Source organism: Yersinia sp. 22-579 (assembly GCF_030433455.1).
Lineage (GTDB): Bacteria > Pseudomonadota > Gammaproteobacteria > Enterobacterales > Enterobacteriaceae > Yersinia > Yersinia enterocolitica.
This window is the reverse complement of sequence record NZ_JAUJTZ010000014.1, coordinates 1-26,881: the sequence shown is the minus strand read 5'-3', so window position 1 is coordinate 26,881 and position 26,881 is coordinate 1. Positions and strand designations below refer to the sequence as shown.

Sequence of the window (26,881 nt, the reverse complement as noted above, 5' to 3'; positions counted from 1 at the left end):
TTCACCTGATTAACTTGTCTTCAAATTCGTGGTTTCTGACTTAGGTATCAGTCCCTATCTTTCTTTGCTCCCTGCTTTAATCAGTTCTCTTTAATCAGTTAAAACGGGGCTGAACTCTTTGCTAATGCTGAGCTTCTCTCCGTACTGGCCGCTTTTTGCGCACGTTGTGTCAACAATCGTTGTAGGTAATGGCAGGTGGCGGGAGGGACTAATTTGCGAATGGTTTCGCTATCCCCCTGCGCCAGTAGTTTGCGTACCCAAGAGGCGGAAATAGCGGTGTTGTGATATTTAAGACGTTCAATTTCCACCAGCGAAATCGGCGGATAAGGCAATGATGGCGTCTCCAGCCAGAAGCCCATGTCGCGGTTATATTTAGCGGTCACGGTACAAAACGGCTCAGTCCCGACAAAGCGGTGCGTCACACCCAGTGCCGGAGCCAAATATTGGCGGAATATTTTTAGGTCGATTTCGGTATAGCAGTCATCGGCCACGCCTTGATCTTTAATAAAATAACAAGGGAAAGTCGCTCGGGAGATCATATATTCGGAGCCGGGATGTACCGTAAGATTGGTAATATCTTGGGTGCCCTCAAGCACTAATTGCAGCCGGTCTTCATACGGAAAACGTGAATTATCTTCTTTCACCAAAAACAGGTGCAGCCAATCACACTGAGCGGCGGCCTGCCGCACTAAATATTGGTGCCCGCGAGTAAATGGGTTGGCATTCATGACGATGCTGCCAATTTTCTGCCCTGGCTGACGTAATTGACTCAATTGTTTGGCATAGCGCTGCAAACGGCAGTCGCTATTTTCCATCAACACCACAATGCCAGGGACACTCGCTATAGGATAAAATCCACAAGCTTTAAATAAGCTCTCGTTTTTAGTTTTGGTATAAATAAATAGATGGCTGTGATGGCGCTCATAGGCCAGATTGACCAACTCGGTGGCCAGAGTCAGCGCCAGCCCTTCGCCTCTCACCTGCTCACTGATGGCCACGCATTTGATAATATTGCCCGCAATACCCCCACAGGCCACCAGCTTTTCATTACGGCTTACGGTAATAAACACCTCAACAGTGGTATCAATATTCAGATCATTTGCACGCAAGAAGCGTGTTATTTCTGCAATCTGCTGATGGTCTGAACGATTAATTCGATTAAATACCGTATCCATAATTCACTCTCTACCATAACGTTTACATAACAAATAAAAAACAAGTTGAGTTAACAACAACAAAATAAATAATAATTCTATTTTTAAATAAAAATTTCACATAAAAACAACAAGATAAAATAAACTCACCTGGGGTTATTTTTAATTTGAATTAATTTATGAGCACATGCTAAACATAAAAATAGTGTGGTTAATTGACCTATTTCACATATAAGAGAGTAAATATAAGTTATTTAATGGTTTTAATTTCCTTAATTATTAATAACTATTTTTATTTCTCTTAGCTATTTAATTATTTCTTAAATTAACTTATGTTAACGCCAGTACATAGCCCATATGTTAAATAAGGTGAGTAATGTGTCGATCCCCTCTGCCGATGTTTCCCTATCAGGCAAATTAAAATGGCGTGGCCGAATATGGAGCCGGTTGCAAAACATGGCCTTCCCACTACGGATATTTCTGCTGCTATTGACCGTCTCTATTCTACTGGTCGGCGCGCTGGATCGTTTTCTCAGCCATAATTTTGAGCAATATCTACTCGATCAAGTCAGCAAAACAGCGATGAATCAGGCAAAAATTATTGCGTCGATGGATTCCGTAGTCAATGCCGTGAAGCACCGTGATAAAGCGCAACTGGCCCAAATCGTCAGCCGACTCGGGAGCACTTCCGACCTTGATTACCTCGTCATTGGTGACACTCAATCCATTCGTCTGTATCACCCTAATCCCGAGATGATTGGTCACCCAATGCAATGGACCAAACCCGGCGCACTGGAAAGGGGCGAGAGTTACATTATTTTTGGCAAAGGCTCAATGGGTGAAGCCATGCGCGCCAAAACCCCCATCCGCGATGAACAGGGAAAAATCATTGGCGTCGTCTCTCTGGGGTATCTGATCAGCAAAATAGACCACTGGCGGCTGATTTATCTGCTGCCACTAACCCACTCTTTTATTCTGGTACTCGGCTTATTATTGCTACTGTCATGGCTGTTTGCTCACCATATCCGCCGCCAGATGATGGGAATGGAACCCAAAGAAATAGCGCGAGTGTTGCGCCAACAAGAAGCATTGTTCGGTGCAGTATTTGAAGGGTTATTAGCGGTTGATCCTGAGGGAAAGATCACTGCAATCAATCAAAATGCGCGTAAAATGCTGCATATTCTTGCCACGCCACAACAACTGATTGGTCGTAAAGTCAGTGAGGTCGTCTCTCCTGACCACTTCTTCCTCGATCAAAGTGGTGAAAATCGCCAGGATGAACTTTGTACCTTTAATGGCTTAAATGCCATCGCCAACCGGGCGGGTATTTGGTCAGAGGATGGCGTGTTTCAGGGTTGGGTGGTGAGTTTTCGCAGTCAGGATGATATTCATACTCTCAGCGCTCAACTCAGCCAGATCAAGCAGTATGTCGAGAATCTACGTACGGTGCGCCATGAACATCTGAACTGGATGTCAACCCTGAGTGGGTTGTTGCAAATGAAAGAGTTTGACCGGGCGCTGGAGATGGTGAAAACCGAGTCCTCCTCCCATCAGGCGCTGATTGATATGCTACGCACAGCATTCAATAACCGGCAGATTGCCGCATTATTATTTGGTAAATACCATCGGGCCAAAGAGTTAGGGCTGAATTTGAATTTTGTCCCCGGCTGCCAGTTAGGTCAGTTGCCTGCCAATATCGGTGAAAATGAACTGGCCGCTATCATGGGAAATCTGCTCGATAATGCCTTTGAGGCCAGCCTAAAAAACCCTGAGGGCGATAAACAAATTGAAATTTATCTGTCTGATGAAGGGGATGATGTGATTTTAGAGGTCGCCGATCATGGCTGCGGTGTTGAGCCACAGTTGCAAGATAGCCTGTTCGAACGGGGTATCAGTACTAAAAATTCAGATGAACATGGTATTGGGCTGTATTTGGTGGCCACCTATGTTCAGCAAAGTGGTGGCACCATCACAATAGAAGAGAATCCGCCGCGCGGCACCTTATTTACAGTCTTTATTCCGAAGACGCATTGATCTCAAAGACAGGGAGATCCCATGGAATGTCTTAATATTTTAGTGGTAGAAGATGAAACACCACTGGCAGAAATGCATGCCGAATTTATCAAACAAAGCAGCCATTGCCATGAAGTGTGGCTGGCGGGTAATTTGCAACAAGCCCGCAGCATGGTGGCTCGCTTTCACCCTGATTTAATTCTGCTGGATAACTATCTACCCGATGGCAGTGGTTTAGAATTATTGCGTGAACTGACCTTACAAGGGTTCTCTGGCGGTATTATTTTTGTCACCGCAGCCAGCGACAGCGAAACTGTCTCCGAAGCTATCCGTTATGGGGTTTTTGATTATCTCATAAAACCAGTGGCTTACGAACGGTTGGAACAATCGCTGGCCCGCTACAGCCATCGCCATCAAGTCTTACAAGATGGTACCAAGGTCAATCAACGCCAGATTGATGAAATGTACAACACCTATGCTCGTGGCGAGCAAAAAGTGACATTACCGCTGGGGATCGACCAAATGACACTGGATAAAATCCAGACGTTATTCAGCGATAATGCAGATGAATACACGGCTGAAAATGTCGCGCAACTGCTTGGATTGAGCCGCACCACCGCCCGCCGTTATTTGGAATTCTGTGCCACGAATCAAGCGCTACAAGCAGAGATTATTTATGGCAAAGTGGGCCGGCCACAGCGCATCTACCGCAGTAAGAAATCGCTGTAACCATCACTGAGTTCCGCTCACACCACACCTTCGCGCTCCACACTTATCCTGTGGAGCGCTGCGCTTTTCACCGGAAACCACCTATTTCCACATCAGATTTTGCCCGCATCTGTTAAGCCTCTTACATTTTTGATAACAATTATTGCTACGCAAATGATTGATCAGCATCATGCAGCATGGGTTCCGTAATAATGAAAAATCATGATTAATGTCGCGTTGATAGATGACCATATTGTTGTCCGCTCGGGTTTTGCCCAGTTGTTATCACTGGAAAAGGATATACGTATTATTGGTGAGTATGGTTCGGCGGCAGAGGCTTGGGCCAATCTACCCAACACCGATGTACATGTTGCAGTTATGGATATTTCGATGCCGGACGAAAGCGGGCTGAGTCTGCTCAAACGCCTGCGCCAGAAAATGCCACATTTCCGCGCCATTATTTTGAGTATTTATGACACCACCGCATTTGTACAAAGTGCGATGGATGCCGGTGCCAGTGGCTACCTGACTAAGCGCTGTGGCCCGGATGAATTGGTGCAAGCCCTTCGGACCGTTCATGGTGGCGGCCTCTATCTGTGCGCTGATGCCTTGCGCGCCCTGCGCCATATGCCACAGCAGCCGCAACAACTGGCGATTTTGACGCCACGCGAGAAAGAGGTATTCCAGTTACTGATCAATGGGATCAGCGTCAAATCTATTGCCGAACAATTGTCACTGAGTCACAAAACCGTCCATGTTCATCGCGCCAATATTCTGGGAAAACTGAATTGCGAAACCACCGTCGAGCTGGTGCATTTTGCGCTGCAACATCAGTTGCTAGCGGGAAACTGACATGTGGCAACTGCGCTCAGTGGGGCTATCGCTGTTCCTGGCTATTTTCTTCTCACTGAGTTGGCTGGCGCTGTGGACCATCAGTTTTTATCTCAGTGATGATGGTTTACATGCGGTTCTATTACTGCCACAAGGCCTGCGGTTGGCATTAATGATATTGCTGCCGCGCCGCTATTGGCCAGTGTTGCTGCTGACCGAGTGTGTCGCCTTGTGGTGGCTGCACACTGAACAGTTGCAACCCGCAGTGTTGATTATGTTGTCACCGTTCCTCAGTTTATTGCCCGCCGAATTGACCCAGCGTTTTTGGCACCATTACACCCTTTACTGGCAGCGGTTATTACTGTTACTCGCCGCCGTCACCGGTAACAGTGTGTTGCATGGCCTGGTACTGGGTTTCTGGCTGCCTGTGCCATTAACCCAGACACTGCTTGCCACTTTTACCGGGGGCATTCTGTTAGTGCCGTTTACCTATCTCATCTACGAATATTTAAAACAGCAGCATATCCGCAACTTGTTCTCGCAACAGATGCCAGACCCACCGCTGCGCACCTCACTGCTGATTTGGTGCTCGCTGATTTTTGCCATTGGGGTTTGTGTGCAAATAGCCATTGCTCCCAATATGGAGCGGCTATTGCTGATTTTTGTCTTTCTGCCCAATGTGTTTATGGCTTATAAATTTGGCTGGCAAGGCGGGGTATTAGCAGCAGTGTTAGGCAGCCTGATGATTACCGTGACCCGCCAGGCCAGTGGTGCATTCCATGATTTGGCGGAGCTGGAATTGTTCCTCTCCACTCAGGCACTGTTAGGGCTGACTCTGGGGATTGCCATCAGCCGCCAACAGCAGTTGGCTCAACATCTGCACCGCTATCGCAATCAATTGGAGCAAGAACTACAAACCCGGCGTAAATTAATGAAACGGTTAGTGCGCACCGAAGAAGATGTGCGCAAAGAAATTGCCCGTGAGTTGCACGATGAAATCGGCCAGAATATCACCGCTATTCAAATTCAGGCCATGCTGGTCAACCGCAGCGCGCCCTCGCCAGCGGCTCAATCTGCGGCTAATCAAATCAGCAGCTTATCGCAACGAATCCATCAAACCACCCGCCAACTGCTACGCCAATTACGCCCACCGGTGCTGGATGAAATGCCTCTGGATCAAGCTCTACACCATCTGGCGGAAGAGTTTGCTTTCGCCGAGCAAGGGATTCATTTCCAATTGGATTATGCCCTGCCCGCGCCCCCCGGCGAGGATGTGGTGATATTTACGTTGTACCGGCTGGTACAAGAACTGCTGAACAACATTAATAAGCACGCTAATGCTAGCAATATTCAGGTCAGTTTGCGCCTGACCGACAATATCATCACCCTGGAAGTGCGCGATGACGGCATGGGGATCCCGGTGCAACCGCAAGGCGGGGGATTTGGTCTACGCGGGATTGAAGAGCGGGTACGGGCATTGGGCGGTGACTGGCTACTGCAACGCCGTTTAGGTACCCGCGTGGTGGTTAACCTGCCAACTCATATCCGCACTAACGACTCTGTGAACCCGCCCACAGAACGGGATCAAAAACCCGCATAACTAAGCATTATTCCTAAGCGTCTACAACCTTGTCTCATCTCTTTTACTTTTTCCTTCCTTACACTCAACACAATTACCGGAGGAATCCATGTCAGCATCGCCATTGTCGTCAAAGACTTTACCCCCTGAGCCTTTGACGCCGGAACAGGTGAATGCGCGTTACCGCTACTGGCGACCGCGCCTGATGGCCGCCATGGTGATGGGCTATGCCGCCTTTTATCTGACACGTAAAAGTGTCAACTACGCCATGCCAGTGATGCAACTGGAATTGGGGTTGGATAAAGGAGATATCGGTTTACTGGGCACCCTGTTCTATTTGGCCTACGGCGGCTCAAAATTTGTATCCGGCATTGTCAGCGACCGCACCCAGGCACGCTGGATCATGGGCATCGGTTTGATGATGACCGGGATACTGAATGTGGTGTTTACCCTGTGCCACTCCCTGCCCGCCTTGTTGGTGGTCTGGACGTTAAATGGTTTCTTTCAAGGGTGGGGATGGCCCCCCTGCGCCAAATTACTGAGTACCTGGTACTCGCGCAACGAGCGCGGAACCTGGTGGGGATGTTGGAATACCTCCATCAGTATTGGCGGCGCGGCAGTACCACTGTTATCGGCTTTTCTGGCCTCGCATTATGGCTGGCAAGCCGCACTGTTAGTACCTGGGGCTATTGGTATCGTGTTAGGTCTTTGGTTGTGCTGGCAATTATGCGATAAGCCGCAACAGCAAGGTTTACCAACCATCGGCCAATGGCGGCGAGATCCGCAGGATCAGTGGCAAGAGCAGCAAAGCCCCCCTATGCCGATGGGGCGTATTTTTCGCGATGCCATTTTGCGTAATCGCACCATCTGGTTATTAGGGGTTTCTTATGTGCTGGTCTATCTGATCCGCATCGCCCTCAATGACTGGGGCAATATTTGGTTAGCGGAGAGTCATGGCGTCAATTTGCTCAGCGCCAATGCCACCTTATCGCTATTTGAGTTAGGCGGGTTATTTGGGGCGTTATTTGCCGGTTGGGGGTCAGATTTGTTATTTCGCGGTCAGCGCGCACCGATGATTTTGTTATTCGCATTGGGGCTGTTTCTGACGATGACCGCCCTGTGGCTGGCACCGGTACATAACTACCCGCTACTGTCCGTGACATTTTTCAGTATTGGTTTTTTTGTTTTTGGGCCACAGATGCTCATTGGCCTGGCAGCCACCGAATATACCCATAAAGATGCTGCCGGTACGGTCACTGGGTTTCTTGGATTATTTGCTTATCTCGGTGCGGCGCTGGCGGGATGGCCGCTGGCGCAAGTGTTGCAACATTATGGCTGGCAAGGTTTTTTTGCTTTGCTAACACTGGCATCGGCAGGTGTTGGGTTGTTATTAATGCCGCTGTTAATGACCGGTATTAATCGATTGAAAGCAGTACGTTAAATAAAAAAGTGTTAAGTAAAAAAGGACGTTAACAAAGTTAGTCATACCTCTACCTACAACAACAATCCTTTATGCCCCAGTAATGGGCGTATAAAGGGGATAAAAAGGATAATGTTATGAAACTCTTACCTCTCTCAGCACTGGTAGCCGCAGGCCTCGCACTGAGCGCCGTTACCACCGTCGTCCAAGCGGAAGGCCGTTTGGTTATTTATTGCAGCGCCACCAATGCCATGTGTGAAGAAGAAGCCAAAGCATTTGGCGAAAAATACGATGTCAAAACCAGCTTTATTCGCAATGGCTCCGGCAGCACACTCGCAAAAGTGGACGCAGAGAAAAAGAACCCACAGGCCGATGTCTGGTATGGCGGCACTCTGGACCCGCAATCTCAGGCCGGTGAAATGGATTTACTTTATCCTTATGCCTCACCAAATTTGGCACAAATCATGCCGCAATTCCGTGATCCGGCCAAACGCAAAGGTAACTACTCCTCTGCGGTATATATCGGTATTTTAGGGCTGGGCGTGAATACTGACCGCCTGAAAGAGAAGGGCCTGCCAGAACCTAAATGCTGGAAAGACCTGACCAACCCTATCTACAAAGGTGAAATCCAAATTGCCGACCCGCAAAGCTCGGGCACGGCCTACACCGCGCTGGCCACTTTCTCTCAATTATGGGGTGAAGATGCTGCGTTCGATTATCTGAAAAAACTCAATGCCAACGTGTCGCAATACACCAAATCCGGCATTGCCCCGGCGCGTAACGCCGCACGCGGCGAAACGACCATTGGTATTGGTTTCCTGCACGATTACTCACTGGAAAAAGAGAAAGGCGCGCCCCTGAAACTGATTTCGCCTTGCGAAGGTTCTGGCTATGAAATTGGTGGCGTCAGCATACTGAAAGGCGCGCGTAATCTGGATAACGCCAAGTTATTCGTTGACTGGGTGCTGTCAAAAGACGCGCAAGAGTTAGCATGGCAGAAAGGTCAGTCCTATCAGATCCTAACCAATACCACTGCGGCGACCTCCCCTAACTCACTCAAACTTGATGATCTGAAACTGATTAATTACGACATGGACACTTACGGTGCAACCGAGATGCGTAAGAAGCTGATCACCAAATGGGTTAATGACGTCAAAATGGGCAAATAGCAGCCCACACAATAAGCGAACCATAAAATAACTTATCGCTTTTCTATAACCAAGCCCTTGGCGCGGTAGCACCGCGCTGTAGCGTCAAGGGCGAAGGTTAGATCTGGGGAACACCATGACTCACTCACATGCTCTGCGGCTCCCGCAGACACGGGATACCATTTTCTATTGGTTGGCCTTTGCCGTGGCTGCTTTTGCCTTATTACCCGCGTTCAGTCTGGATTATGGTCTGCTTGAGGCCAGCCGTTCTGAGCTACTGGCCGCCTATGGCTGGTCCAGTCTGAACATCAGCACATTATGGTTTGCCTTGCCATTAGTGCTGCTTTTCCGGCCACTGTCCCCCCAAGGACGCGAACACCGCACCCGACACCTGTTTGATGCCGGTTTCGCCCTATTCTGCGCTCTGTTCGTGGTTATCACTTCGGCCTGGCTGCAACGCGGGCTGGGTTTTGCCACGATTGGCTTGTTTATTGCCCTGGGAGCCATCATCACACTGGCGCTCGCTCGCCTGGAATGGCTGGGAGGCGATCGTTTTGTCCTCGGTTCGCTGGTCACCATTATTGCCCTGATCACCGTGTTTATCCTGTTTCCCAGTATCGCTATTTTCATTCCCATCTTTACTGATGAAAGTGGGGCTTTTGCGCCCTGGCAATTTATGGCGATCCTTGGGCAGGCTCATATCCTGCAAGTTATCTGGAATTCATTTGTGCTATCGGTTGCGGTCGGTATCGGCTGTACCTTCTTTGGCATGGTGTTAGCCATATACACCACGCGAATTGCTAAACGCTCAGCATTGCTGGGGCGAATTTTCTCGATTTTGCCGATTGTCACCCCGCCTTTTGTGGTTGGATTGGGTGTCACCTTGATGATGGGCCGCTCCGGTTACGTGACCGAATTAATGGTCACCTGGTTCGGGCTGACAAATACTAACTGGCTGTATGGTTTTACCGGTATCTGGTTGGCGCAAGTACTGGCCTTTACGCCGATGTCATTTATGATCCTCGATGGTGCGATAAAAACGATTCACCCGTCGTTGGAAGAAGCCTCTTATACCTTGCGGGCCAGCCGTTGGCAGACCTTTATGCAAGTATTCCTGCCGCTATTGAAACCGGCTCTGGCGAACTCATTCTTAATTGTCATCGTGCAATCACTGGCTGATTTCAGTAACCCACTGGTATTAGGCGGGAACTTTGACGTGCTCGCCACGCAAATCTACTTCTATATTACCGGCGCACAACTTGACTATCCGGCAGCGTCGACACTGGGTGTCATCCTGCTGATGTTCTCGCTATTTATCTTCTGTATTCAGTATATGTGGATAGGCAAACGCTCCTACGTCACCATCTCCGGTAAATCTTCACGCGGTGATGTTCAGCCCTTGCCGGTCTCATTAGTCTGGGGCACAACTGCCATGCTGTATGTGTGGATTGCCTTTAACGTATTGCTGTACGGCAGCATTTTCTATGGCAGCTTCACTGTCAACTGGGGAGTCGATTACACCCTGACGCTCAATAACTTCAATCAGTTATTTGGGCAAGGTTTCAGTGATGGCGCATGGCCTTCGCTGCTCGATACGCTGTTGTACGCTGGCATTGCCGCCCCTATCACGGCCGCCTTTGGTCTGCTGATTGCCTATATCGTGGTACGTCAGCAATTCCGTGGTAAAAAAACCATCGAATTCAGCACTATGCTCTGTTTCGCCGTCCCCGGAACCGTGGCGGGCGTCTCCTATATTCTGGCCTTTAACAGTGCTCCGGTGTACCTGACCGGTACGGCAGCTATCGTCATTATCTCAATGGTGATGCGCAATGTGCCCGTCGGGATACGCGCCGGGATTGCTGGTCTGGGCCAACTTGATAAATCGCTGGATGAGGCCTCACTCAGCTTGCGGGCCGGTTCACTACGTACCGTGATTTACATTTTGCTGCCATTACTGCGCCCGGCGATTCTATCGGCGCTGATTTATAGCTTTGTGCGGGCGATGACCACTGTCAGTGCCATTGTTTTCCTGGTAACGCCGGACACCCGAGTCGCCACCTCTTACATCCTTAACCGGGTGGAAGATGGCGAATACGGTATCGCGATTGCCTATGGATCCATCCTGATTGTGGTGATGCTTGCCATCATCTTCCTGTTTGATTACCTGGTTGGCGAAGCGCGTATTGCCCGCTCGAAAGCCAGTAATGCTGAATAACGGCGCACTGATAAGGCTTAACATAATGACTAACGAAAGCTATGAATCTGATAAAAATCATGGGTCTGATAAAAAGCATTTTGTCGAACTCAAACATGTCACCAAGCGTTTTGGCACCAATACCGTTATTGATGATTTAAATCTAGCTATCCCCAAAGGCGAAATGGTCACGCTGCTGGGGCCATCTGGCTGCGGTAAAACCACCGTATTACGGCTGGTCGCTGGGCTGGAAAAACCCACTGGTGGGCAAATTTTTATCGATGGTGAAGATGTCACTGACAGATCTATCCAGCAGCGAGATATCTGTATGGTGTTTCAGTCCTATGCCCTGTTCCCGCATATGTCACTGGGCGAGAACATTGGTTATGGCTTGAAAATGCTAGGGCGGCCGAAAGATGAAATTCGCGAGCGGGTGAAAGAAGCGCTGGCGTTGGTGGATTTAGACGGGTTTGCTGATCGTTTTGTTGATCAGATTTCTGGTGGGCAACAGCAACGAGTGGCACTGGCTCGGGCCCTTATCCTAAAACCTAAAGTGCTATTGTTTGATGAGCCGCTCAGTAACCTGGATGCCAACCTACGCCGCAGTATGCGCGATAAAATTCGTGAATTGCAGCAGCAGTTTAATATTACTTCGCTGTATGTTACGCACGACCAAAGCGAGGCTTTTGCCGTCTCTGATACCGTTTTGGTGATGAATAAAGGCAAAATCATGCAAATCGGTGCACCACAGGAGTTATACCGCCACCCTGCGTCTCACTTTATGGCCAGTTTTATGGGTGATGCCAACGTATTCCCTGCACGAATCAACAGTGATAGCGTTGAAATTTTTGGTTATCACATTCCGCGCCCGCAAGGGTTTGCTGATGGATATCAGCAAGCTACGGTCGGTGTAAGGCCAGAAGCCATTACGTTAAGCCAGCAAGGTGATCCAAGCCAGCGCTGCACTATCAATAAAGTGGCTTATATGGGGCCGCAATATGAAGTATTAGTCGATTGGCAGGGTCAATCATTGCTATTACAAGTCAACGCGACGCAATTGCAACCCGCTCCTGGCGATAGCTATTATCTGCAAATTCACCCGTATGGCATGTTTGTCCTAACGGATGCGCCACAGTAAGCGCCCTGGCGGGCAGAGAACCAACACCGCTGCCCGTCATTTTTCCGGCTATCAGACCCGTTTTACGGGTAAATGTTGAACGAAAAGCCAAAAATCTCAACAAGTTGCACAAACTGTAAGCAAACGATCTACTTTTGCTGTTTCCCCCTTTGACATGTTCCTCATACCCCGCTATTATTCGCCCCGTTCACACGATTCCTCTGTAGTTCAGTCGGTAGAACGGCGGACTGTTAATCCGTATGTCACTGGTTCGAGTCCAGTCAGAGGAGCCAAATTTGTGTTTTCATGCCTCTTTGCGAATCTTTATACGATTTAGATTCAATAAGTTAGCGCGAAAAATCTTCCCGATGTATTTTCAGTTTTCCCTCCGCATCGGGAGAATTTGGTGGTCAGATTTGGGGTCATGTTGGTTCGATGACGGAGTGACCCCCAAATGTCTCTTAACGACTCAAAAATCCGCAACTTAAAATCATCTGCAAAACCCTTCAAAGTTTCCGATTCTCACGGCCTGTACCTATTAGTAAATCCAGTCGGTTCACGTCTCTGGTATCTCAAATATCGTATCAATAGTAAAGAATCCCGCCTTGGCTTAGGCGCCTACCCCGACGTATCTTTGGCTGATGCTCGTCAACAGCGTGATGGTATCCGTAAATTGCTGGCGCATAATATCAATCCAGCACAACAGCGCTCTGCTGAAAGAGCCACTTCCTCGCCAGAAAAAACTTTTAAGTATGTGGCACTGGACTGGCATAAAAGCAACCGAACATGGTCAGAGAACCACGCCTCCCGTCTGCTTGCCAGCATGAACAATCATATATTTCCTGTGATTGGACACTTGCCGGTAGCTGAACTGAAACCCCGTCACTTTATCGACCTGCTGAAAGGCATTGAGCAAAAAGGTCTGCTGGAAGTCGCAGCACGTACCCGGCAGCATATGTGCAACATCATGCGTCATGCCGTACATAATGAGTTGATAGAGCAGAATCCTGCAGCAAATCTGGACGGTATCATCGCCCCGCCCGTTAAACGCCACTACCCTGCCCTTCCGCTGGAGCGACTGCCGGAACTATTGGCTCGCATTGAGGACTACCAGCAAGGACGAGAGTTAACCCGCCTGGCCGTATCACTCACCCTTCACCTATTTATCCGCTCCAGCGAGCTGCGCTTCGCCCGTTGGTCTGAGATCGATATCAGAAACAAAATCTGGACCATTCCAGCCACACGCGAAGCTATCCCTGGTGTCCGCTATTCTGGGCGTGGTGCAAAAATGCGCACTCCACACATCGTTCCACTCTCCCGTCAGTCCATCACTATTCTGGAACAGATACGGGAAATATCCGGGCATCAGGAGCTGGTATTCCCCGGCGATCACAATCCATATAAACCGATGTGTGAAAACACGGTCAATAAGGCGCTACGCCTGATGGGCTATGACACAAAAGATGAAATCTGCGGCCACGGGTTTCGTGCAATGGCCTGTAGTGCCCTGATGGAGTCTGGCCTATGGGCACAGGGTGCGGTTGAACGGCAGATGAGTCACCAGGAACGCAATAGCGTTCGAGCGGCTTACATCCATAAAGCAGAATATCTCGATGCCCGTAAAGCGATGATGCAATGGTGGTCGGATTATCTGGATGCATGCAGTGATGCTTTTCTGCCTCCTTATGTATGGAGCCGGGTGCAGAAAAGATAAATATCCTAATTAAGAATATCAGTAATTGACGAATACAATAAAAGCAGAACAGGTCGTTTAGTGTTCTGCTTTTTATATTAGCTAGCATCATGTCTTAAACAGAACTTCTCATATTGCTAAAACAAATTAGCCCGCAAAACTGTGGTTGAACCTCCCACATTTCAGTACATCACTACCGCATAACAAGCAGGTTACTTTAAGCAATAGACAGAGGCCTACCCTGGTAATTTCCTTTTTTGTTTGAGGGACTTGGTTCTGCTAATAAAACAAAGAACAAAGTTATATGTTGCAGATGTTAATGGAAAAAATCATTTATCACAAATCATTAACTTAAACGGTTGAGAAAAATCACCCCAAAAAAAGTTAAGGAGTGATGAAGTCAAATTTTCAATGGAGTAAAACAAATGAAATAATAAATTATTGGAGACTGTATGGCTAACGATGTTGTTATTGTATCAGCGGCAAGAACTGCTATTGGTTCTTTTGGGGGAAGTCTATCAAACTTTCCAGCAATTGACTTAGGGGCAGAAGTAATAAAGGGGCTAGTTGATAGAGTCAAAATATCCAAAGAAATTATTCAAGAAGTTGTTATGGGGAATGTCCTCACCGCAGGACTTGGACAAAACCCCGCCCGACAGGCAGCATTGAAAGCTGGACTACCTATTGAAACCTGTGCCTATACCATTAATGAAGTATGTGGTTCAGGTTTAAAAGCAATAGCGTTAGCATACAATGATATTAAATGCGGCAATGCCGATATTGTCATCGCCGGTGGTCAAGAAAATATGGATATGGCCGCTAGAATTCTGTCAGGTTCTCGTACAGGGAAAAGAATTGGCGACTTAAAACTAATTGACACACTTATTAACGATGGATTAAGTGATGCATATAGTAAATGTCATATGGGTGTAACCGCCGAAAATATAGCAAATCACTTTCATATAACAAGAGATGAACAAGACGAGTTTTCTTATGGTTCCCAACAAAAATGTCGAAAAGCTGTTGATGAAGGGAAATTTATTAATGAAATTGTGCCATTATTTTTGGAAAATAATGCTACAGATACAGTTTTTTATAAAGATGAGTTTCCAAGGCCAAATACGACACTAGAAAAACTTCATTCTTTAAAACCAGCATTTGATAAAAATGGCACCGTCACAGCAGGAAATTCGACTGGTATAAACAATGGGGCATCAGCAGTAATTTTAATGTCTGAAAAAAAAGCCAGTGAATTAATGTTGAATCCTATGGTTAGAATCATCGCCTGGGCAGAAGTAGGGGTTGAACCTAGTTTAATGGGGACTGGGCCAATAGAAGCATCTCTAAAAGTGCTTAAAAAAGCAAATCTAAAAATAGAAGATTTAGATTTAATAGAAGTCAATGAAGCTTTTGCAGCCCAGGTGATTTGTATAAACAGAAAATTAGGGTGGGACGTTGAGAAAGTAAATGTCAATGGCGGTTCAATAGCATTAGGCCATCCAATTGGTGCTTCCGGTGCAAGGATCCTTACGACATTAATTTTCGAGATGATAAGAAGAAAATCTCATTATGGATTAGCAACATTATGTATTGGCGGAGGGATGGGAATCGCAATGATTGTCGAAAATATTAATAGTTAAATCTTATATTAATCGAGGTGGGCATGAAAGGAAAAATAGCTTTAGTTACTGGAGGAACCCGAGGCATCGGCTCCTCTATAGCTAAAATGCTACATAATGAAGGATTGAAAGTTATTGTTATATCAAAAAATAAATCATTGGGTGAAAAATGGATAAACGATTCTCATGCAGAAGGATATGATGATTTAATATATTTCCCATGTGATATAAATGACTATGCCTCATGTAATAGCCTCATTTCACAAATAATCAATGAATATGGCTCTATAGATGTATTGATTAATAATGCAGGCATTACAAGGGATAGAACATTTAAAAAATGTCCATTGAAGACTGGTCAATTGTATTAACTACCAATTTAGTTAGCCTATTTAACATCACTCAACCAATTGTAAGTAAGATGATAGAAAGTAAATATGGAAGAATAGTTAACATTTCGTCGGTTAATGCAGAAAAAGGACAGTTTGGTCAAACTAATTATTGCGCGGCTAAAGCTGGAGTTGTAGGCTTTACCAAAGCATTAGCATTAGAACTAGCAAGCAGCGGAATCACAGTAAATGTTGTATCCCCAGGATATACTGAGACCGATATGGTATTGGGTAAAATACCAACGACCACTCTGGGAAATATTTTAAAAGAAATACCAATTAAAAGACTCCTAAAACCTACTGAAATAGCCGAAGTTGTACGCCTACTGATACAAGAGGATTCTACCTACATCACGGGAGCAAATTTCAACATTAATGGGGGTTATTATATGTAGCAGATGTTATTGAAAACCATTAAGGAGTTAATAATCATGAGCTGTGGAATTACAAGTATCGGGCTATATATACCCCCTCAAACAATAACATCATCCCAAATATCTAAAGAAACTGGGATTCCTGAAAGCATATTGATAAATAAATATGGAATTAGTAAAAAGCGAAGAGCTCGCAGTCATGAAACAAGTTATTTTATGGGAATTAAAGCGGCTGAAGATGCTTTGAAAAAATCCGAAATAACCGCTACAGACTTGGATGTAATAATTTGGGTCGGGAGCCAGAATACCGAGAAGTTTATGTGGGTTACGGCGATTAGTTTAGCTTCGGATCTAGGTGCTGATAATGCCTGGGCATTTGATATGACCGCTTTATGTGGATCAATGCTGGCAGGGATATCCATTGCAAAATCATTATTAGATTCGCACCAAGAGTACAGCAACATTCTTCTTGTTGGAGGATGTAGAGACATGGATTATTTAGATACAAACAACCCAAACACACATTTTCTATTAGATTTAAGTTCTGGAGCAGCGTCAGTTTTAATTAGCAATGAAAATTGTAGCAACACCATATTAGGGGATAGTTTCAAATGTGATGGCTCTCTATCTAATATGTGCTATGCAACGCGAGAAACAAAAAAAACACATGGCAATAGTGACATGCAAATAAGATTTCTCATGAATGATTCTGAGAAATTCAAAAACACGTTGAACATGACATCAATAAATAACTTTGAAACTGTAATAAAAAATGCATTGAAAAAATCCAATATGACTCCGAGTGATATTGACTATCTTGCAATTTTGCATATCAAGAGGTCAGCACATGAAGAAATATTAAAAAGAATAAACTTGGAAAATTCAAAATCATTATACCTGTCAAACTTTGGCCACATGGAGCAATTTGATCCCATTTTGTCATTATTTTTAGCAGAATCGAAAGGTTTAATTAATAAAGGAAGTAATGTGGTATTGGTTAGTGCTGGCCTTGGGTTTATTTGGGGAGCAATTGTAATCTATTATAAATAATTTAATAAAATATCGAGGCTAATATGAACAAAATATTTACTGCAAATGATGCTGTAGCAAGAGGCGCGTTTGAGTCAGGTGTTAAGGTCGCTACTGGTTATCCTGGTACACCATCAACATCAATCATCGATGATATTATGAGGGATTATAAAGATATTTATTGCGAATGGTCTGTAAATGAGAAGGTAGCATTAGAAGTCGCAATGGGGGCATCATTTTCTGGTGCTAGAAGTTTAGCGGTAATGAAGACCGTTGGTTTAAACGTAGCTCACGATGCCTTGATCTCAGCAGCACAATCACAGATAAACGGGGGCCTTGTTATTGTAGTTGCTGACGATGTCGGAAGAATAACCGATGATTATAATGATTGCCGTTATTACGGTAGAAGTGCCGGCGTCCCGATATTGGAACCAAGTGATAGTTTAGATGCACTAAAATTGACAAAACTTGCATTTAAATTAAGTGAACTATACAGTCTCCCTGTGATAATCAGACTTACTACTGTTACGTGTAAAACTAGTTCGCTTGTAAATATAGATGAAACTATCAATATTCAGCGAGCAAAAACTTGAAATTTAAAAGTAGCTGCTATGCCGTATTAACCACTACAACTATCATGGGAATGAAAAACAGTGATAATCCGAAAGTTACAAGATTCAATAATGATTTTGTTCATTCGATGGATAGATTGACAGACAATTTATCAAATAATAGCAACATCAACCCTATTGAGTTAAAAGATAAAAAAATTGGTTTTATAACATCTGGCGCATCATACCTCTACTTGAAAGAAACGTTACCTGATGCCTCCATACTTAAACTTGGTGCTATACACCCCCTACCCATAGGATTGATAAAAAAAATATCCACCTATGTGGATAAATTATATGTAATTGAAGATGGGCAATCTGTCATCGAAAAAGAAATAAGATCCATGGGCATTAACATCGCTAAAGACGTTGATCTCAAAAAATTCCCAGATTTCACATTCTTCACCCCGGAAATAATAAAAAGCAAATTCCTAGTGAATGATATCGTTGCACAACCATTGCAAGACATTCCATTTAGGCTGCCAATGAATTGTGCTGGCTGCTCTCATCTGTTTGTATATTATATACTGAAAAAATATCACCTTAAGGCAACAACAGATGTAACTTGTGGCGGGTTAGGTATTTTTCCACACATCAATGCATTCACTAATGCTAAACATATGGGATGTAGTGGTCAACAAAAACTGGCCACAGCTTTAGAGTTTTTCCAGAACAATCGTTCTGATTCATTCGGCGTCAAACCACCATTATATTGATGAGGTCTGAGCTGGCTGTAATATCCTGTGATGTAATTCGTTATTGCCGTGCTGGCTTGGCTAAAATTCGCGTAGCCATTATCCGGTACCCACTCTGTTTTCAGGCTTCTGAAGAACCGTTCCATTGGGCTGTTATCCCAGCAATTTCCCCGGCGACTCAGGCTTTGCTTTATCTGATATCTCCACAGTAACTGTCTGAAATTCCTGCTGGTATAGTGACTGCCTTGATCCGAGTGATACAGTAAATTAGCCGGTTTTCCCCGTGCTTCCCAGGCCATCGACAGGGCTTTACCTGTCAGTGCGGAATCAGGGAAAAATGACATCGCCCAGCCAACCGGTTTACGGGAAAACAAATCGAGTACAACAGCCAGATAAGCCCAGCGTTTTCCCGTCCAGATATAAGTCACATCACCACACCAGGCCTGATTAGGCTCGGTAACAGCAAACTGGCGATCCAGATAATTAGGGATCTCAATGTGTTCCTTAGACGCCTTCTTATAACGATGGCCAGGTTGCTGACAGCTGATAATATTGAGCGCTTTCATCAGCTTTGTTGCCCGCCAGCGGCTCAGTTTTATACCTTTGGTGGTGACCATTGCGGCAATGCTTCGCGCTCCTGCTGAACCGTTACTTTCGCGATAAACTTCACGCACAAGGCTCAGTAATGCCACTCTCGTGGCGTCAGGCTTCCTGGGCTGCCGCCAGTATTTATAACTGCTGCGATGAACCCCAAACACGTTGCACACAACGGCAACAGGAAACCGCGCCCTGAGTTTCTCAACTAATGAGAATTGTTCAGGGAGTCTGACATCAAGAGCGCGGTAGCCTTTTTTAATATATCCCGTTCCATTTCAACGCGTTGAAGTCTTTTCTTCAACTCACGTATCTCAATCTGCTCAGGTGTCATGGGTGAAGCTATGGGTGATTTTCCCGCTCGCTCTTCTTTCAGTTGTCGAACCCATTTATCCATCGTGGATTTGCCGACATTCATCGCAGTGGCAGCGGCGGCAACGGTGTAATGCTGATCGAGTACAAGCTGGGCAGCCTCGAGGCGAAACTCGGGGCTAAAATTGCGTCTGTTACGTCCGGTCATAATGTCACCTGTTTTGACTATGAGGTGATGATATCACCTCTATTCAGGTGGCCAAATTCAGTGTGCCACTACACTGGCTACTTCAGGGAGGGGCGTCCTTCGACACGACAAAACCTGTGATACTTACCATGGATTCCTCGATGAAGGAACGGTAGAATAGCTATTTTGGTTGATACAAACAGTGAATGCCATTGCTTTAGTTGAAGTGAGTAAGAGCGCTTAAGATTAAGTTGAGAAAAAATGAAACTACTTGATAAAAAGTATTACAACCTCGAGCCTAAATATGAGTACCTTAAGGACTCATTTATTTTAGGGCTAGCATGGAAAAAAACAGATAGTTTTGTAAGAACTCACAATTGGTATGCAGATATTTTAGAGCTGGACAAGTGTGCGTTTGATATTAGTGATGAAGTCACTAATTGGTCAAGCGAGATCTCAAAGGGCGCTCTTTCCAAAAGTGATATTGAATTGATACCAGCTCCAAAAGGAGCAAGCTGGTTCATTAATGAAGGTAAGTGGACTACCAATAAAGATAGTAGAAAGATAAGGCCTTTGGCTAATATATCTATTAAGGATCAGTCTTTTGCTACAGCAGTAACGATGTGCCTTGCTGATGCTATAGAAACAAGACAGAAAGACTGTTCATTGAGCAATCTTGGCTATGCCGAGCATGTAAAGAACAAGGTTGTTAGTTACGGAAATAGGCTTGTCTGTGATTGGGACAATGAAAGGGCAAGATTTCGTTGGGGAGGAAGTGAGTATTATAGGAAGTTCTCTGCCGATTATCGAAGCTTTCTACAAAGACCTATCTATATAGGCAGGGAAACTGTAAATAAAGTTAGCGGAATTGATGATGTATATATTATCAGTTTGGATCTAAAAAACTTCTTCGGTTCTATAAAAATAAATCTTCTGTTAGAAAAAATCAAAAAATTATCCTCTAATCATTATGGATCTAAATTCATAAATGATAATGAATTTTGGAATTTGGCGAATCGGATTTTAAGTTGGGATTGGCCTCAAGAATCTTTATCTTTACTTGAGAGTTTGGATATAAAAGAAGAAAATGTTGGTCTTCCCCAGGGGTTGGCTTCTGCTGGTGCTCTGGCGAATGCATATCTCATTGAGTTTGATGAATCTTTAATTTCTAAGCTTCGTACTAAGATAGAAGATAGCCAAATAATACTGCATGATTATTGTCGATATGTCGATGATATTAGATTGGTGATTTCTGGAGAGGCACTAGAAAGTAATAAGGTCAAGGAATCTATTCATGCATTAGTTCAGGGGATTCTCGATGAGACATTAGATCAAAACAAGTCAGATAACGAACCATATTTAAAAATTAACGATAGCAAAACTTATATTCTTGAGCTTTCAGATATTGATAACGGAAGTGGGCTTACAAATCGAATCAATGAAATTCAGCATGAAGTAGGAGCTTCGAGTATCCCAGAGCGTAACGGACTCGATAATAATATACCGGCACTTCAACAATTATTACTGACCGAGCAGGATAATTTTTCAGAGGATGTTGATAGTTTATTTCCCGGGTTTAAAAATGATAAGTCGATAAAGGTTGAATCTGTACGTAGATTTTCTGCCCATAGGCTGGAAAAAAGTTTGGCTAAAAAAAGCAAGCTAATTTCACCTGAGGAGAGAAAGCAATTTGATAATGAATCTTCACTGATTGCAAAAAAATTATTAAAAGCCTGGCTAAAAGATCCATCGATTATGGTCATCTTTCGCAAAGCGATAGCTATAAATCCTAATCTAGATGCTTATAGCACCATTCTTGAAATTATTTTTTCAAGAATACAACGCAATCGTGATAAACTTGATAAATATATAATGTTGTATCTTCTTTCTGACATATTTCGTAGCGTCGTTGATGTCTATCGAAACCTACAATCAGAATACGTCGCCGATTATCAAAAATTGATGGGTGAAGTTACATTATTTGCCCAAAAAATACTTTCTTGTAAATCCTTTATTCCAAACTATACATATCGGCAAGCATTACTTTATCTCGCAGTGATCAATAAACCGTTTATAGCTAGTAATAAATCTTCTTTTGATCTTGCAAGGCTTCAAAGCGTATTAATTAAACAGCATTTAGAACCGTTGAATAGTAGTGATGGATACCTATTTGAGATATCTGCTCAAATCAGTAAAGACTACCGAGCAAATGCTGCTTTTCTACTTTCTCATACAAATAATAACAAAGTAGTAGACTTAATTATCAAAAAATTTGCTTTCCGAGGCGGTGAATTCTGGAATACAATTTGGAAAGAAATTGTTAGGATGCAAGATAAAGATAGGATTAACGAATTTAGATGGGCCATATCAAAATATGAGTCAAAACCAAATAGTTCGGAGCACTATCTTTCATCAGTGATCAGTTTCAAGGAAAACCCATTTAGATACGAACATGCGCTTCTCAAACTAGGTGTAGCATTAGTTGAACTTTTTGATGATACAGAGAAAAACGTATGGCAACTTGATGGTAAGCAGTATTCCCCACATGAAATAAAAGTAAAATTAGACGGTAACTCAACCTCATGGGGTGAATTATGGCGTCCAAATGTTAGTATTTCATGCTCTACAGATAAAAAAGGTAAACCTGGTAAAGACCCACGCTATGTAAGCCCTGAGTGGTTGGCAAATTATCCACAAACTCAAAATGATGAACAAAAACTCTATTGGGTTTGCAGTGTGCTAAGAAGTGCTGCTTTAGGCAATGTAGATTATACCCAAAGAAATGATTTAAAACTTGATAAAGATAAGTATGATGGTATCCATTCTCAGTTTTACAAGCGACGTATGGGAATGTTACATACACCAGAGTCAATTGTTGGTTCATATGGAACTATAACTGATTGGTTTGCAAGTTTTCTTCAGCATGGATTGCAATGGCCAGGTTTTTCTTCTTCTTATATAAACCAAGAAGATATATTGTCAATTACTAATCTTAGTGAGTTTAAAAACTGTTTGTTGGAAAGGCTAGGTTACTTAAATACGCAGATATGCATTTCATCGAATGTTCCAACCTTACCGACTGTTGTCAATAGGCCTGAATTAACATCTAACCATTTTAGAATTGTTACGGTTCAGCAGTTATTTCCTAAGGATAATAATTTCCATCCTTCTGACGTGACATTGGATAATCCCGATGTGCGCTGGAAGCACAGAGAGCACCTTGCGGAAATCTGTAAGCTAACGGAGCAGACTTTAAATGCAAAACTTAAAACTGAGTCTAGGGATCATACAAGCACAGCTGATCTGATCGTTTTTTCTGAGTTGGCAGTTCACCCAGAAGATGAAGATATAGTTAGAGCGCTGGCATTTAGAACCAAAGCCATCATTTTTTCCGGCTTTGTCTTCTGTGAACAAGATGGTCGAATAGTTAACAAAGCTCGTTGGATTATTCCAGACTCTTCAGAGTCTGGAACCCAATGGCGTATCCGTGATCAGGGGAAACATCATATGACTAGTGATGAAGTGGCTCTTGGCGTTCAAGGATATAGACCATCCCAACATATTATTTCAATTGAGGGTCACCCTGAAGGACCATTTAAATTAACTGGTGCGATTTGCTACGATGCAACAGATATAAAGCTTGCTGCAGATCTGAGAGATTTGACTGATATGTTTGTCATTGCAGCATACAACAAAGATGTAGACACATTTGATAATATGGCTTCAGCACTACAATGGCATATGTATCAGCATATTGTTATCACGAATACGGGAGAGTATGGTGGTTCAACTATGCAAGCCCCGTACAAAGAGAAATATCATAAATTGATTTCTCATGCTCATGGGACTGGCCAAATAGCAATTAGTACTGCTGATATAGATTTAGCAGCATTTAGGCGGAAGCTAAAAGTATATAAAAAGACCAAAGCCCAGCCTGCTGGATATAATCGAAAACATTAAGGGTTCTTATGGATACGTTAGTTAAGTTAGCTACGATTATTTCTCCATTAGTTAGTGCTGGAGTAGCTATTTGGGCGATTTTGGTTGCTAAAACAACCATTAGTCAAAGCAAAGAAATTGCAAAAAAAACCATTGCAGATACTGCCTATCAGGCATATTTGCAATTAGCCATGGAGTACCCGCAGTTTTCGAAAGGCTACAGTCCGGACTGTAGACAGGAGCGAGACCCTATGTATGACCAATATGTTTGGTACGTGGCCAGGATGATATTCTGCTTTGAGAAAATCATTGAGGTTGAAGTAAACTTAAAAGATAGTTCTTGGGCAAATACGTTGGAAAAACATTTGAAGTTTCATTCTGAACATTTTAAGAAAACTAGTGTTGTCGAAGAGGCTCTCTATATTCCTCCTATTTTGGATCTCATAAGATGTGCGGCTAAATAATAACCTATCCCAATAGGAGTGTATTACACACGATAAGCCCACTGGAAAAATGTAACATCCCAAGATAGTTTTTGGGGTTGTTTCCCAGTGGGCGGTGAGTATCATGATAGTTGTCACCCTCAGTGGAGCTGCAAAGCATTTTGTAGGGAGGGTGTTACATTGCGCGATAAATTTGGAATCGTGGCTTTAATTTCTGCTTCTCGTTCATAGCAGACCTGATGATTTCCTGTCGACTACTATGTGCCAGAAAATAACCATTACTCATCAGCTATTAGTTGACCATTCTCTTACTGAAAAAGATATTAGGTAAAAAATTGAGCCACAGAGAAAATATGTTGAATTAACCTATGGCTCTTTAACATTAGAGGTACATGCTCATCGGTATGCCTTGTCCTACCTCAATAGCAGCTTTACCCATCCATGTATCATGAACAACAAATCCATATTTTTCAAAATGATTTTTGAGTGGTATGTCAGCAGCGGTAAGATATATTTCCTCAATACTTTCTTTTTTACAATACTGTATGGCATTTTCCAGAAGTTCGGTGAAAAGCCCGAGGCCACGATATTCTTGGAAATCATATTTTTGAGGGGTTATTGGTTCATAGGGGTTAACAAGCATTACATCAACGATCATTAAAATATTAGGGTAGGAATGTGCTAATATGAGTTCTACTGTCTCTTTATCATCCAGTTCTGGATCCTGAACCTCTCCATGAACGTATAAAATATCTTTAATGACATTTTCCTTTATATGTCTTGATACTTTTTTATACAATAGTGGGTTATTAGTTTGACATTCCTTTCCAAATATAAATTTATCTTGGTTAGGATTTGCATTGCAGAAACGGTCCCACGCTGCAATGCCTATCTGAAAAAGATCATTTGGCTTATTTCTCACAAGGTATTCTATTTGTTCAATTCCATACTCTATGAATTTTACTGGATTAGTGAATTTTTTCATTATTGATTCAGAAGGAAGTATAGCGTTTAATTTTTTCTGGTTTCCCATAATTCACACCTTTTAATTATCTTATAAAAATAAGCTAATCCTGCACCAAGAAAGGTAACATTGCCATAATTTATTAATTGGCCTATGACGCACATCAAGAATGGTCGTATCGGAAGAAGGAGCAGTGAAAGATTATGCCAGCAGATTTGCTACAGATATTAATAGCAGTTCTGGTGATGTTATGGTCTAGCATCAGGAAAATAAGGGCCATAGGTTATGTGGACACGATACTTGATCATAACGACTGCTTCACGCCCTGAGACATTCGACAAGCTTTTTATGGCTTCAGTAAGGGCGAGTGTCGCGCTTCGAGAGCCAGCAAATACCTCGCTTCATCGTACTGGGTTCTGGTCTTCCAGCAGCGGTAAATGATCCTTATCCATTTGAATGTCAGAGCCCGGATTGCAGACTGGTGAGATTTTCCTTTTTCTCGCAGTCCCTGATAATAAAGTCTTGCCCAGTATGATGAGTTAACCGTTTTGGCAGCCCATTCAACGAATGGTCTGCCTGACGAACTTGGCACACTGCCATCGCTAGTGAACCCAGCATTTCTGGCCACTTCTTTCTGTCACCGGTGCAATACCTGCGTAGTTTTGAATTTCTTCAGCGCTATTAAACCGGTCACGGTTATCACCAAGTGCAGCAAGCATTCTTGGGCCCATACACGGCCCCATGCCTGGAAGTGATTTGAACAGCCCCGCATCTGGCAATGTGTCAAACAGCGCTTCGATTCGTTCGTCATAGGTTTTGATGATTTCACTCACGACTTTAATTTGTGTCGCCAGTGCTGTTGCCATCAAAGCATTAGCCTCTATAACACTCGGGTCTGTCGTCAATGGGATCGCGTTATCAATACTTACAACACGCTGCTCGGTAAGGGCCATTGCGCGACCGCCTTTGGCATTCAGAAAGTTGCGGATCGTCTCGCGCCTGGCTCGTTTAAGTTGTTGCAGACTGGGCCATCGTATAATCAGTTCACACAACAGTAAGCTACCCCGATGTGAGAACCACTCCAGGGGCTGAGGATAATACTGTTTAAGCGTGTTGATTATCCGGTTCACAAAACGGCGTTTATCTTCAACCAACTGACGACGCTGCTCAACCAGTTGCTGGAGTAACCGGATATCCGCATTGTCGGGTTCAATAGCTTTTATCTTTTGGGGATAACGCAGCATTAACTCTAATGCCAGCTCGGCATCCTGCGGGTCATCTTTAGCGCTGCTGGGCGAGAAGGCTTGCCGGTAACGAGCCAGTGACAAAGCGTGGACGGGGAAAACGGTGATAAAGGGATATTTTTGAAGAGCATATACCACGGGGCCCTTCTTCAGCTCGAGAGCTATGGCGATTCTACCTTTTACCTTCTGGTGTAACTTAGTAAGCCAGGCATCAAGCGCTTCTGCTGTATGTTCAATCACATGGAATACGCGTTCGACGTTTTTAAACTGAACATAGACATCGTGTTTTTTATCTGCCCAGTCCAGACCAACGTGCGCAGCAAACTGATTAGTCACAGTCATCACCAACTCCTTTTTATCGGGGATTGGTATGCATTCCACGCTCTTCGAAAGAAATATAGCCAGCAGTTTATCTGCATGCCCTGAGTATTCGTTAGCGAACGTGGAGCACCTACTGGCTCGAAAGAAAAGCAGCGATCATCACGTGATTCTCGCTCAATATTCGTAACCAGTAAGCGCATACCCTGAATCACTTAAAAGTGTAATTTGAATAGACCCGGGTTTCGTAGACACTTTTTTGCCTCATAATGGAGGCCTAATGAAGGAGTGTTTATGTCAGTCAAA

The 26,881-nt window shown here is 44.1% G+C and carries 18 protein-coding genes, 1 tRNA gene and 2 pseudogenes; 17 read left to right on the top strand and 4 right to left on the bottom strand.

The window, feature by feature from the left end; translation table 11 throughout:
• Positions 1 to 98: 98 nt before the first annotated feature.
• Positions 99 to 1,175, bottom strand: coding sequence for a [citrate (pro-3S)-lyase] ligase (gene citC, locus QSV56_RS16555; RefSeq protein ID WP_046051199.1), 1,077 nt, complete (start codon positions 1,173 to 1,175; stop codon positions 99 to 101).
• A gap of 336 nt (positions 1,176 to 1,511) precedes the next feature.
• Between citC and dpiB the strand changes: the two genes are divergently transcribed.
• The 15 genes and pseudogenes from dpiB (at position 1,512) to QSV56_RS16475 (ending at position 18,595) form a co-directional block, all read left to right on the top strand.
• Complete coding sequence (dpiB, locus tag QSV56_RS16550; RefSeq protein WP_071843384.1) at positions 1,512 to 3,188, top strand: sensor histidine kinase DpiB; 1,677 nt, start codon at positions 1,512 to 1,514, stop codon at positions 3,186 to 3,188.
• A 21-nt stretch (positions 3,189 to 3,209) separates the two neighbouring features.
• Positions 3,210 to 3,896: a two-component response regulator DpiA gene (dpiA, locus tag QSV56_RS16545; RefSeq protein WP_019080912.1), complete on the top strand. Its 687-nt coding sequence runs from the start codon at positions 3,210 to 3,212 to the stop codon at positions 3,894 to 3,896.
• Between the two features lie 201 nt (positions 3,897 to 4,097).
• Positions 4,098 to 4,727, top strand: a complete 630-nt coding sequence (locus QSV56_RS16540) for a response regulator transcription factor (RefSeq protein ID WP_005168584.1) — start codon at positions 4,098 to 4,100, stop codon at positions 4,725 to 4,727.
• 1 nt (position 4,728) lies between these two features.
• Positions 4,729 to 6,306 carry an MASE1 domain-containing protein gene (locus QSV56_RS16535; protein WP_050158500.1) on the top strand — a complete coding sequence of 526 codons (1,578 nt, stop codon included), beginning with the start codon at positions 4,729 to 4,731 and terminating at the stop codon, positions 6,304 to 6,306.
• Between the two features lie 88 nt (positions 6,307 to 6,394).
• On the top strand, positions 6,395 to 7,726 hold the full coding sequence (uhpC, locus tag QSV56_RS16530; protein ID WP_046051202.1) for an MFS transporter family glucose-6-phosphate receptor UhpC: 1,332 nt from the start codon (positions 6,395 to 6,397) through the stop codon (positions 7,724 to 7,726).
• 116 nt (positions 7,727 to 7,842) lie between these two features.
• The gene (locus tag QSV56_RS16525; protein ID WP_005168576.1) at positions 7,843 to 8,874 is read left to right on the top strand and encodes an ABC transporter substrate-binding protein; all 1,032 of its coding nucleotides are present in this window, start codon (positions 7,843 to 7,845) and stop codon (positions 8,872 to 8,874) included.
• 115 nt (positions 8,875 to 8,989) lie between these two features.
• Entirely contained in the window at positions 8,990 to 11,068 is a 2,079-nt protein-coding gene (locus tag QSV56_RS16520) for an iron ABC transporter permease (protein WP_019082828.1), read from the top strand.
• A 25-nt stretch (positions 11,069 to 11,093) separates the two neighbouring features.
• On the top strand, positions 11,094 to 12,185 hold the full coding sequence (gene fbpC / locus QSV56_RS16515) for a ferric ABC transporter ATP-binding protein (RefSeq protein ID WP_050131874.1): 1,092 nt from the start codon (positions 11,094 to 11,096) through the stop codon (positions 12,183 to 12,185).
• Between the two features lie 196 nt (positions 12,186 to 12,381).
• Positions 12,382 to 12,457 (top strand) — tRNA-Asn (locus QSV56_RS16510).
• Between the two features lie 161 nt (positions 12,458 to 12,618).
• Positions 12,619 to 13,878: an integrase arm-type DNA-binding domain-containing protein gene (locus tag QSV56_RS16505; RefSeq protein ID WP_050917460.1), complete on the top strand. Its 1,260-nt coding sequence runs from the start codon at positions 12,619 to 12,621 to the stop codon at positions 13,876 to 13,878.
• A gap of 431 nt (positions 13,879 to 14,309) precedes the next feature.
• Positions 14,310 to 15,497: an acetyl-CoA C-acetyltransferase gene (locus tag QSV56_RS16500; RefSeq protein WP_301212988.1), complete on the top strand. Its 1,188-nt coding sequence runs from the start codon at positions 14,310 to 14,312 to the stop codon at positions 15,495 to 15,497.
• Positions 15,498 to 15,520: 23 nt separating this feature from the next.
• Positions 15,521 to 16,260: pseudogene (gene phbB, locus QSV56_RS21985) on the top strand (acetoacetyl-CoA reductase).
• Between the two features lie 36 nt (positions 16,261 to 16,296).
• Positions 16,297 to 17,289, top strand: a complete 993-nt coding sequence (locus QSV56_RS16485) for a 3-oxoacyl-ACP synthase (protein WP_050917463.1) — start codon at positions 16,297 to 16,299, stop codon at positions 17,287 to 17,289.
• Between the two features lie 23 nt (positions 17,290 to 17,312).
• Positions 17,313 to 17,861 (top strand): hypothetical protein, encoded by a 549-nt coding sequence (locus QSV56_RS16480; RefSeq protein ID WP_301212985.1) that lies wholly within the window; start codon positions 17,313 to 17,315, stop codon positions 17,859 to 17,861.
• Between the two features lie 50 nt (positions 17,862 to 17,911).
• Positions 17,912 to 18,595, top strand: coding sequence for a hypothetical protein (locus tag QSV56_RS16475; RefSeq protein ID WP_301212984.1), 684 nt, complete (start codon positions 17,912 to 17,914; stop codon positions 18,593 to 18,595).
• On the opposite strand, the gene QSV56_RS16470 is transcribed toward QSV56_RS16475, so the two are convergent.
• A protein-coding gene (locus QSV56_RS16470; RefSeq protein ID WP_137399272.1) for an IS3 family transposase occupies positions 18,514 to 19,688 on the bottom strand; the annotation gives its coding sequence in 2 pieces (ribosomal slippage) (positions 18,514 to 19,430 and positions 19,430 to 19,688; 1,176 coding nt in all). The two genes, QSV56_RS16475 and QSV56_RS16470, sit on opposite strands and share 82 nt — an antisense overlap.
• Positions 19,689 to 19,928: 240 nt before the next feature.
• Between QSV56_RS16470 and drt1a the strand changes: the two genes are divergently transcribed.
• Entirely contained in the window at positions 19,929 to 23,627 is a 3,699-nt protein-coding gene (drt1a, locus tag QSV56_RS16465) for an antiviral reverse transcriptase Drt1a (RefSeq protein WP_301212983.1), read from the top strand.
• Between the two features lie 8 nt (positions 23,628 to 23,635).
• Positions 23,636 to 24,070 carry an antiviral protein Drt1b gene (gene drt1b / locus QSV56_RS16460; RefSeq protein WP_301212982.1) on the top strand — a complete coding sequence of 145 codons (435 nt, stop codon included), beginning with the start codon at positions 23,636 to 23,638 and terminating at the stop codon, positions 24,068 to 24,070.
• Positions 24,071 to 24,431: 361 nt separating this feature from the next.
• Here drt1b and QSV56_RS16455 read toward each other — a convergent pair whose 3' ends face one another.
• Both QSV56_RS16455 and QSV56_RS16450 read right to left on the bottom strand, forming a co-directional pair.
• Positions 24,432 to 25,082, bottom strand: coding sequence for a GNAT family N-acetyltransferase (locus tag QSV56_RS16455; protein ID WP_248463893.1), 651 nt, complete (start codon positions 25,080 to 25,082; stop codon positions 24,432 to 24,434).
• A 277-nt stretch (positions 25,083 to 25,359) separates the two neighbouring features.
• Positions 25,360 to 26,599, bottom strand: a pseudogene (locus QSV56_RS16450) (IS110 family transposase).
• Positions 26,600 to 26,881: the final 282 nt, after the last annotated feature.

What these genes read in the sequence shown, in the direction of transcription:
- QSV56_RS16520 (WP_019082828.1), top strand. Translation starts at nt 8,990, where the DNA reads ATGACTCACTCACATGCTCTGCGGCTCCCGCAGACACGGGATACCATT.
- citC (WP_046051199.1), bottom strand. Translation starts at nt 1,175, where the DNA reads ATGGATACGGTATTTAATCGAATTAATCGTTCAGACCATCAGCAGATT.
- QSV56_RS16525 (WP_005168576.1), top strand. Translation starts at nt 7,843, where the DNA reads ATGAAACTCTTACCTCTCTCAGCACTGGTAGCCGCAGGCCTCGCACTG.
- uhpC (WP_046051202.1), top strand. Translation starts at nt 6,395, where the DNA reads ATGTCAGCATCGCCATTGTCGTCAAAGACTTTACCCCCTGAGCCTTTG.
- fbpC (WP_050131874.1), top strand. Translation starts at nt 11,094, where the DNA reads ATGACTAACGAAAGCTATGAATCTGATAAAAATCATGGGTCTGATAAA.
- dpiB (WP_071843384.1), top strand. Translation starts at nt 1,512, where the DNA reads ATGTTAAATAAGGTGAGTAATGTGTCGATCCCCTCTGCCGATGTTTCC.
- dpiA (WP_019080912.1), top strand. Translation starts at nt 3,210, where the DNA reads ATGGAATGTCTTAATATTTTAGTGGTAGAAGATGAAACACCACTGGCA.
- QSV56_RS16480 (WP_301212985.1), top strand. Translation starts at nt 17,313, where the DNA reads ATGAACAAAATATTTACTGCAAATGATGCTGTAGCAAGAGGCGCGTTT.
- QSV56_RS16500 (WP_301212988.1), top strand. Translation starts at nt 14,310, where the DNA reads ATGGCTAACGATGTTGTTATTGTATCAGCGGCAAGAACTGCTATTGGT.
- QSV56_RS16485 (WP_050917463.1), top strand. Translation starts at nt 16,297, where the DNA reads ATGAGCTGTGGAATTACAAGTATCGGGCTATATATACCCCCTCAAACA.
- QSV56_RS16455 (WP_248463893.1), bottom strand. Translation starts at nt 25,082, where the DNA reads ATGGGAAACCAGAAAAAATTAAACGCTATACTTCCTTCTGAATCAATA.
- drt1b (WP_301212982.1), top strand. Translation starts at nt 23,636, where the DNA reads ATGGATACGTTAGTTAAGTTAGCTACGATTATTTCTCCATTAGTTAGT.
- QSV56_RS16535 (WP_050158500.1), top strand. Translation starts at nt 4,729, where the DNA reads ATGTGGCAACTGCGCTCAGTGGGGCTATCGCTGTTCCTGGCTATTTTC.
- drt1a (WP_301212983.1), top strand. Translation starts at nt 19,929, where the DNA reads ATGAAACTACTTGATAAAAAGTATTACAACCTCGAGCCTAAATATGAG.
- QSV56_RS16505 (WP_050917460.1), top strand. Translation starts at nt 12,619, where the DNA reads ATGTCTCTTAACGACTCAAAAATCCGCAACTTAAAATCATCTGCAAAA.
- QSV56_RS16540 (WP_005168584.1), top strand. Translation starts at nt 4,098, where the DNA reads ATGATTAATGTCGCGTTGATAGATGACCATATTGTTGTCCGCTCGGGT.
- QSV56_RS16475 (WP_301212984.1), top strand. Translation starts at nt 17,912, where the DNA reads ATGAAAAACAGTGATAATCCGAAAGTTACAAGATTCAATAATGATTTT.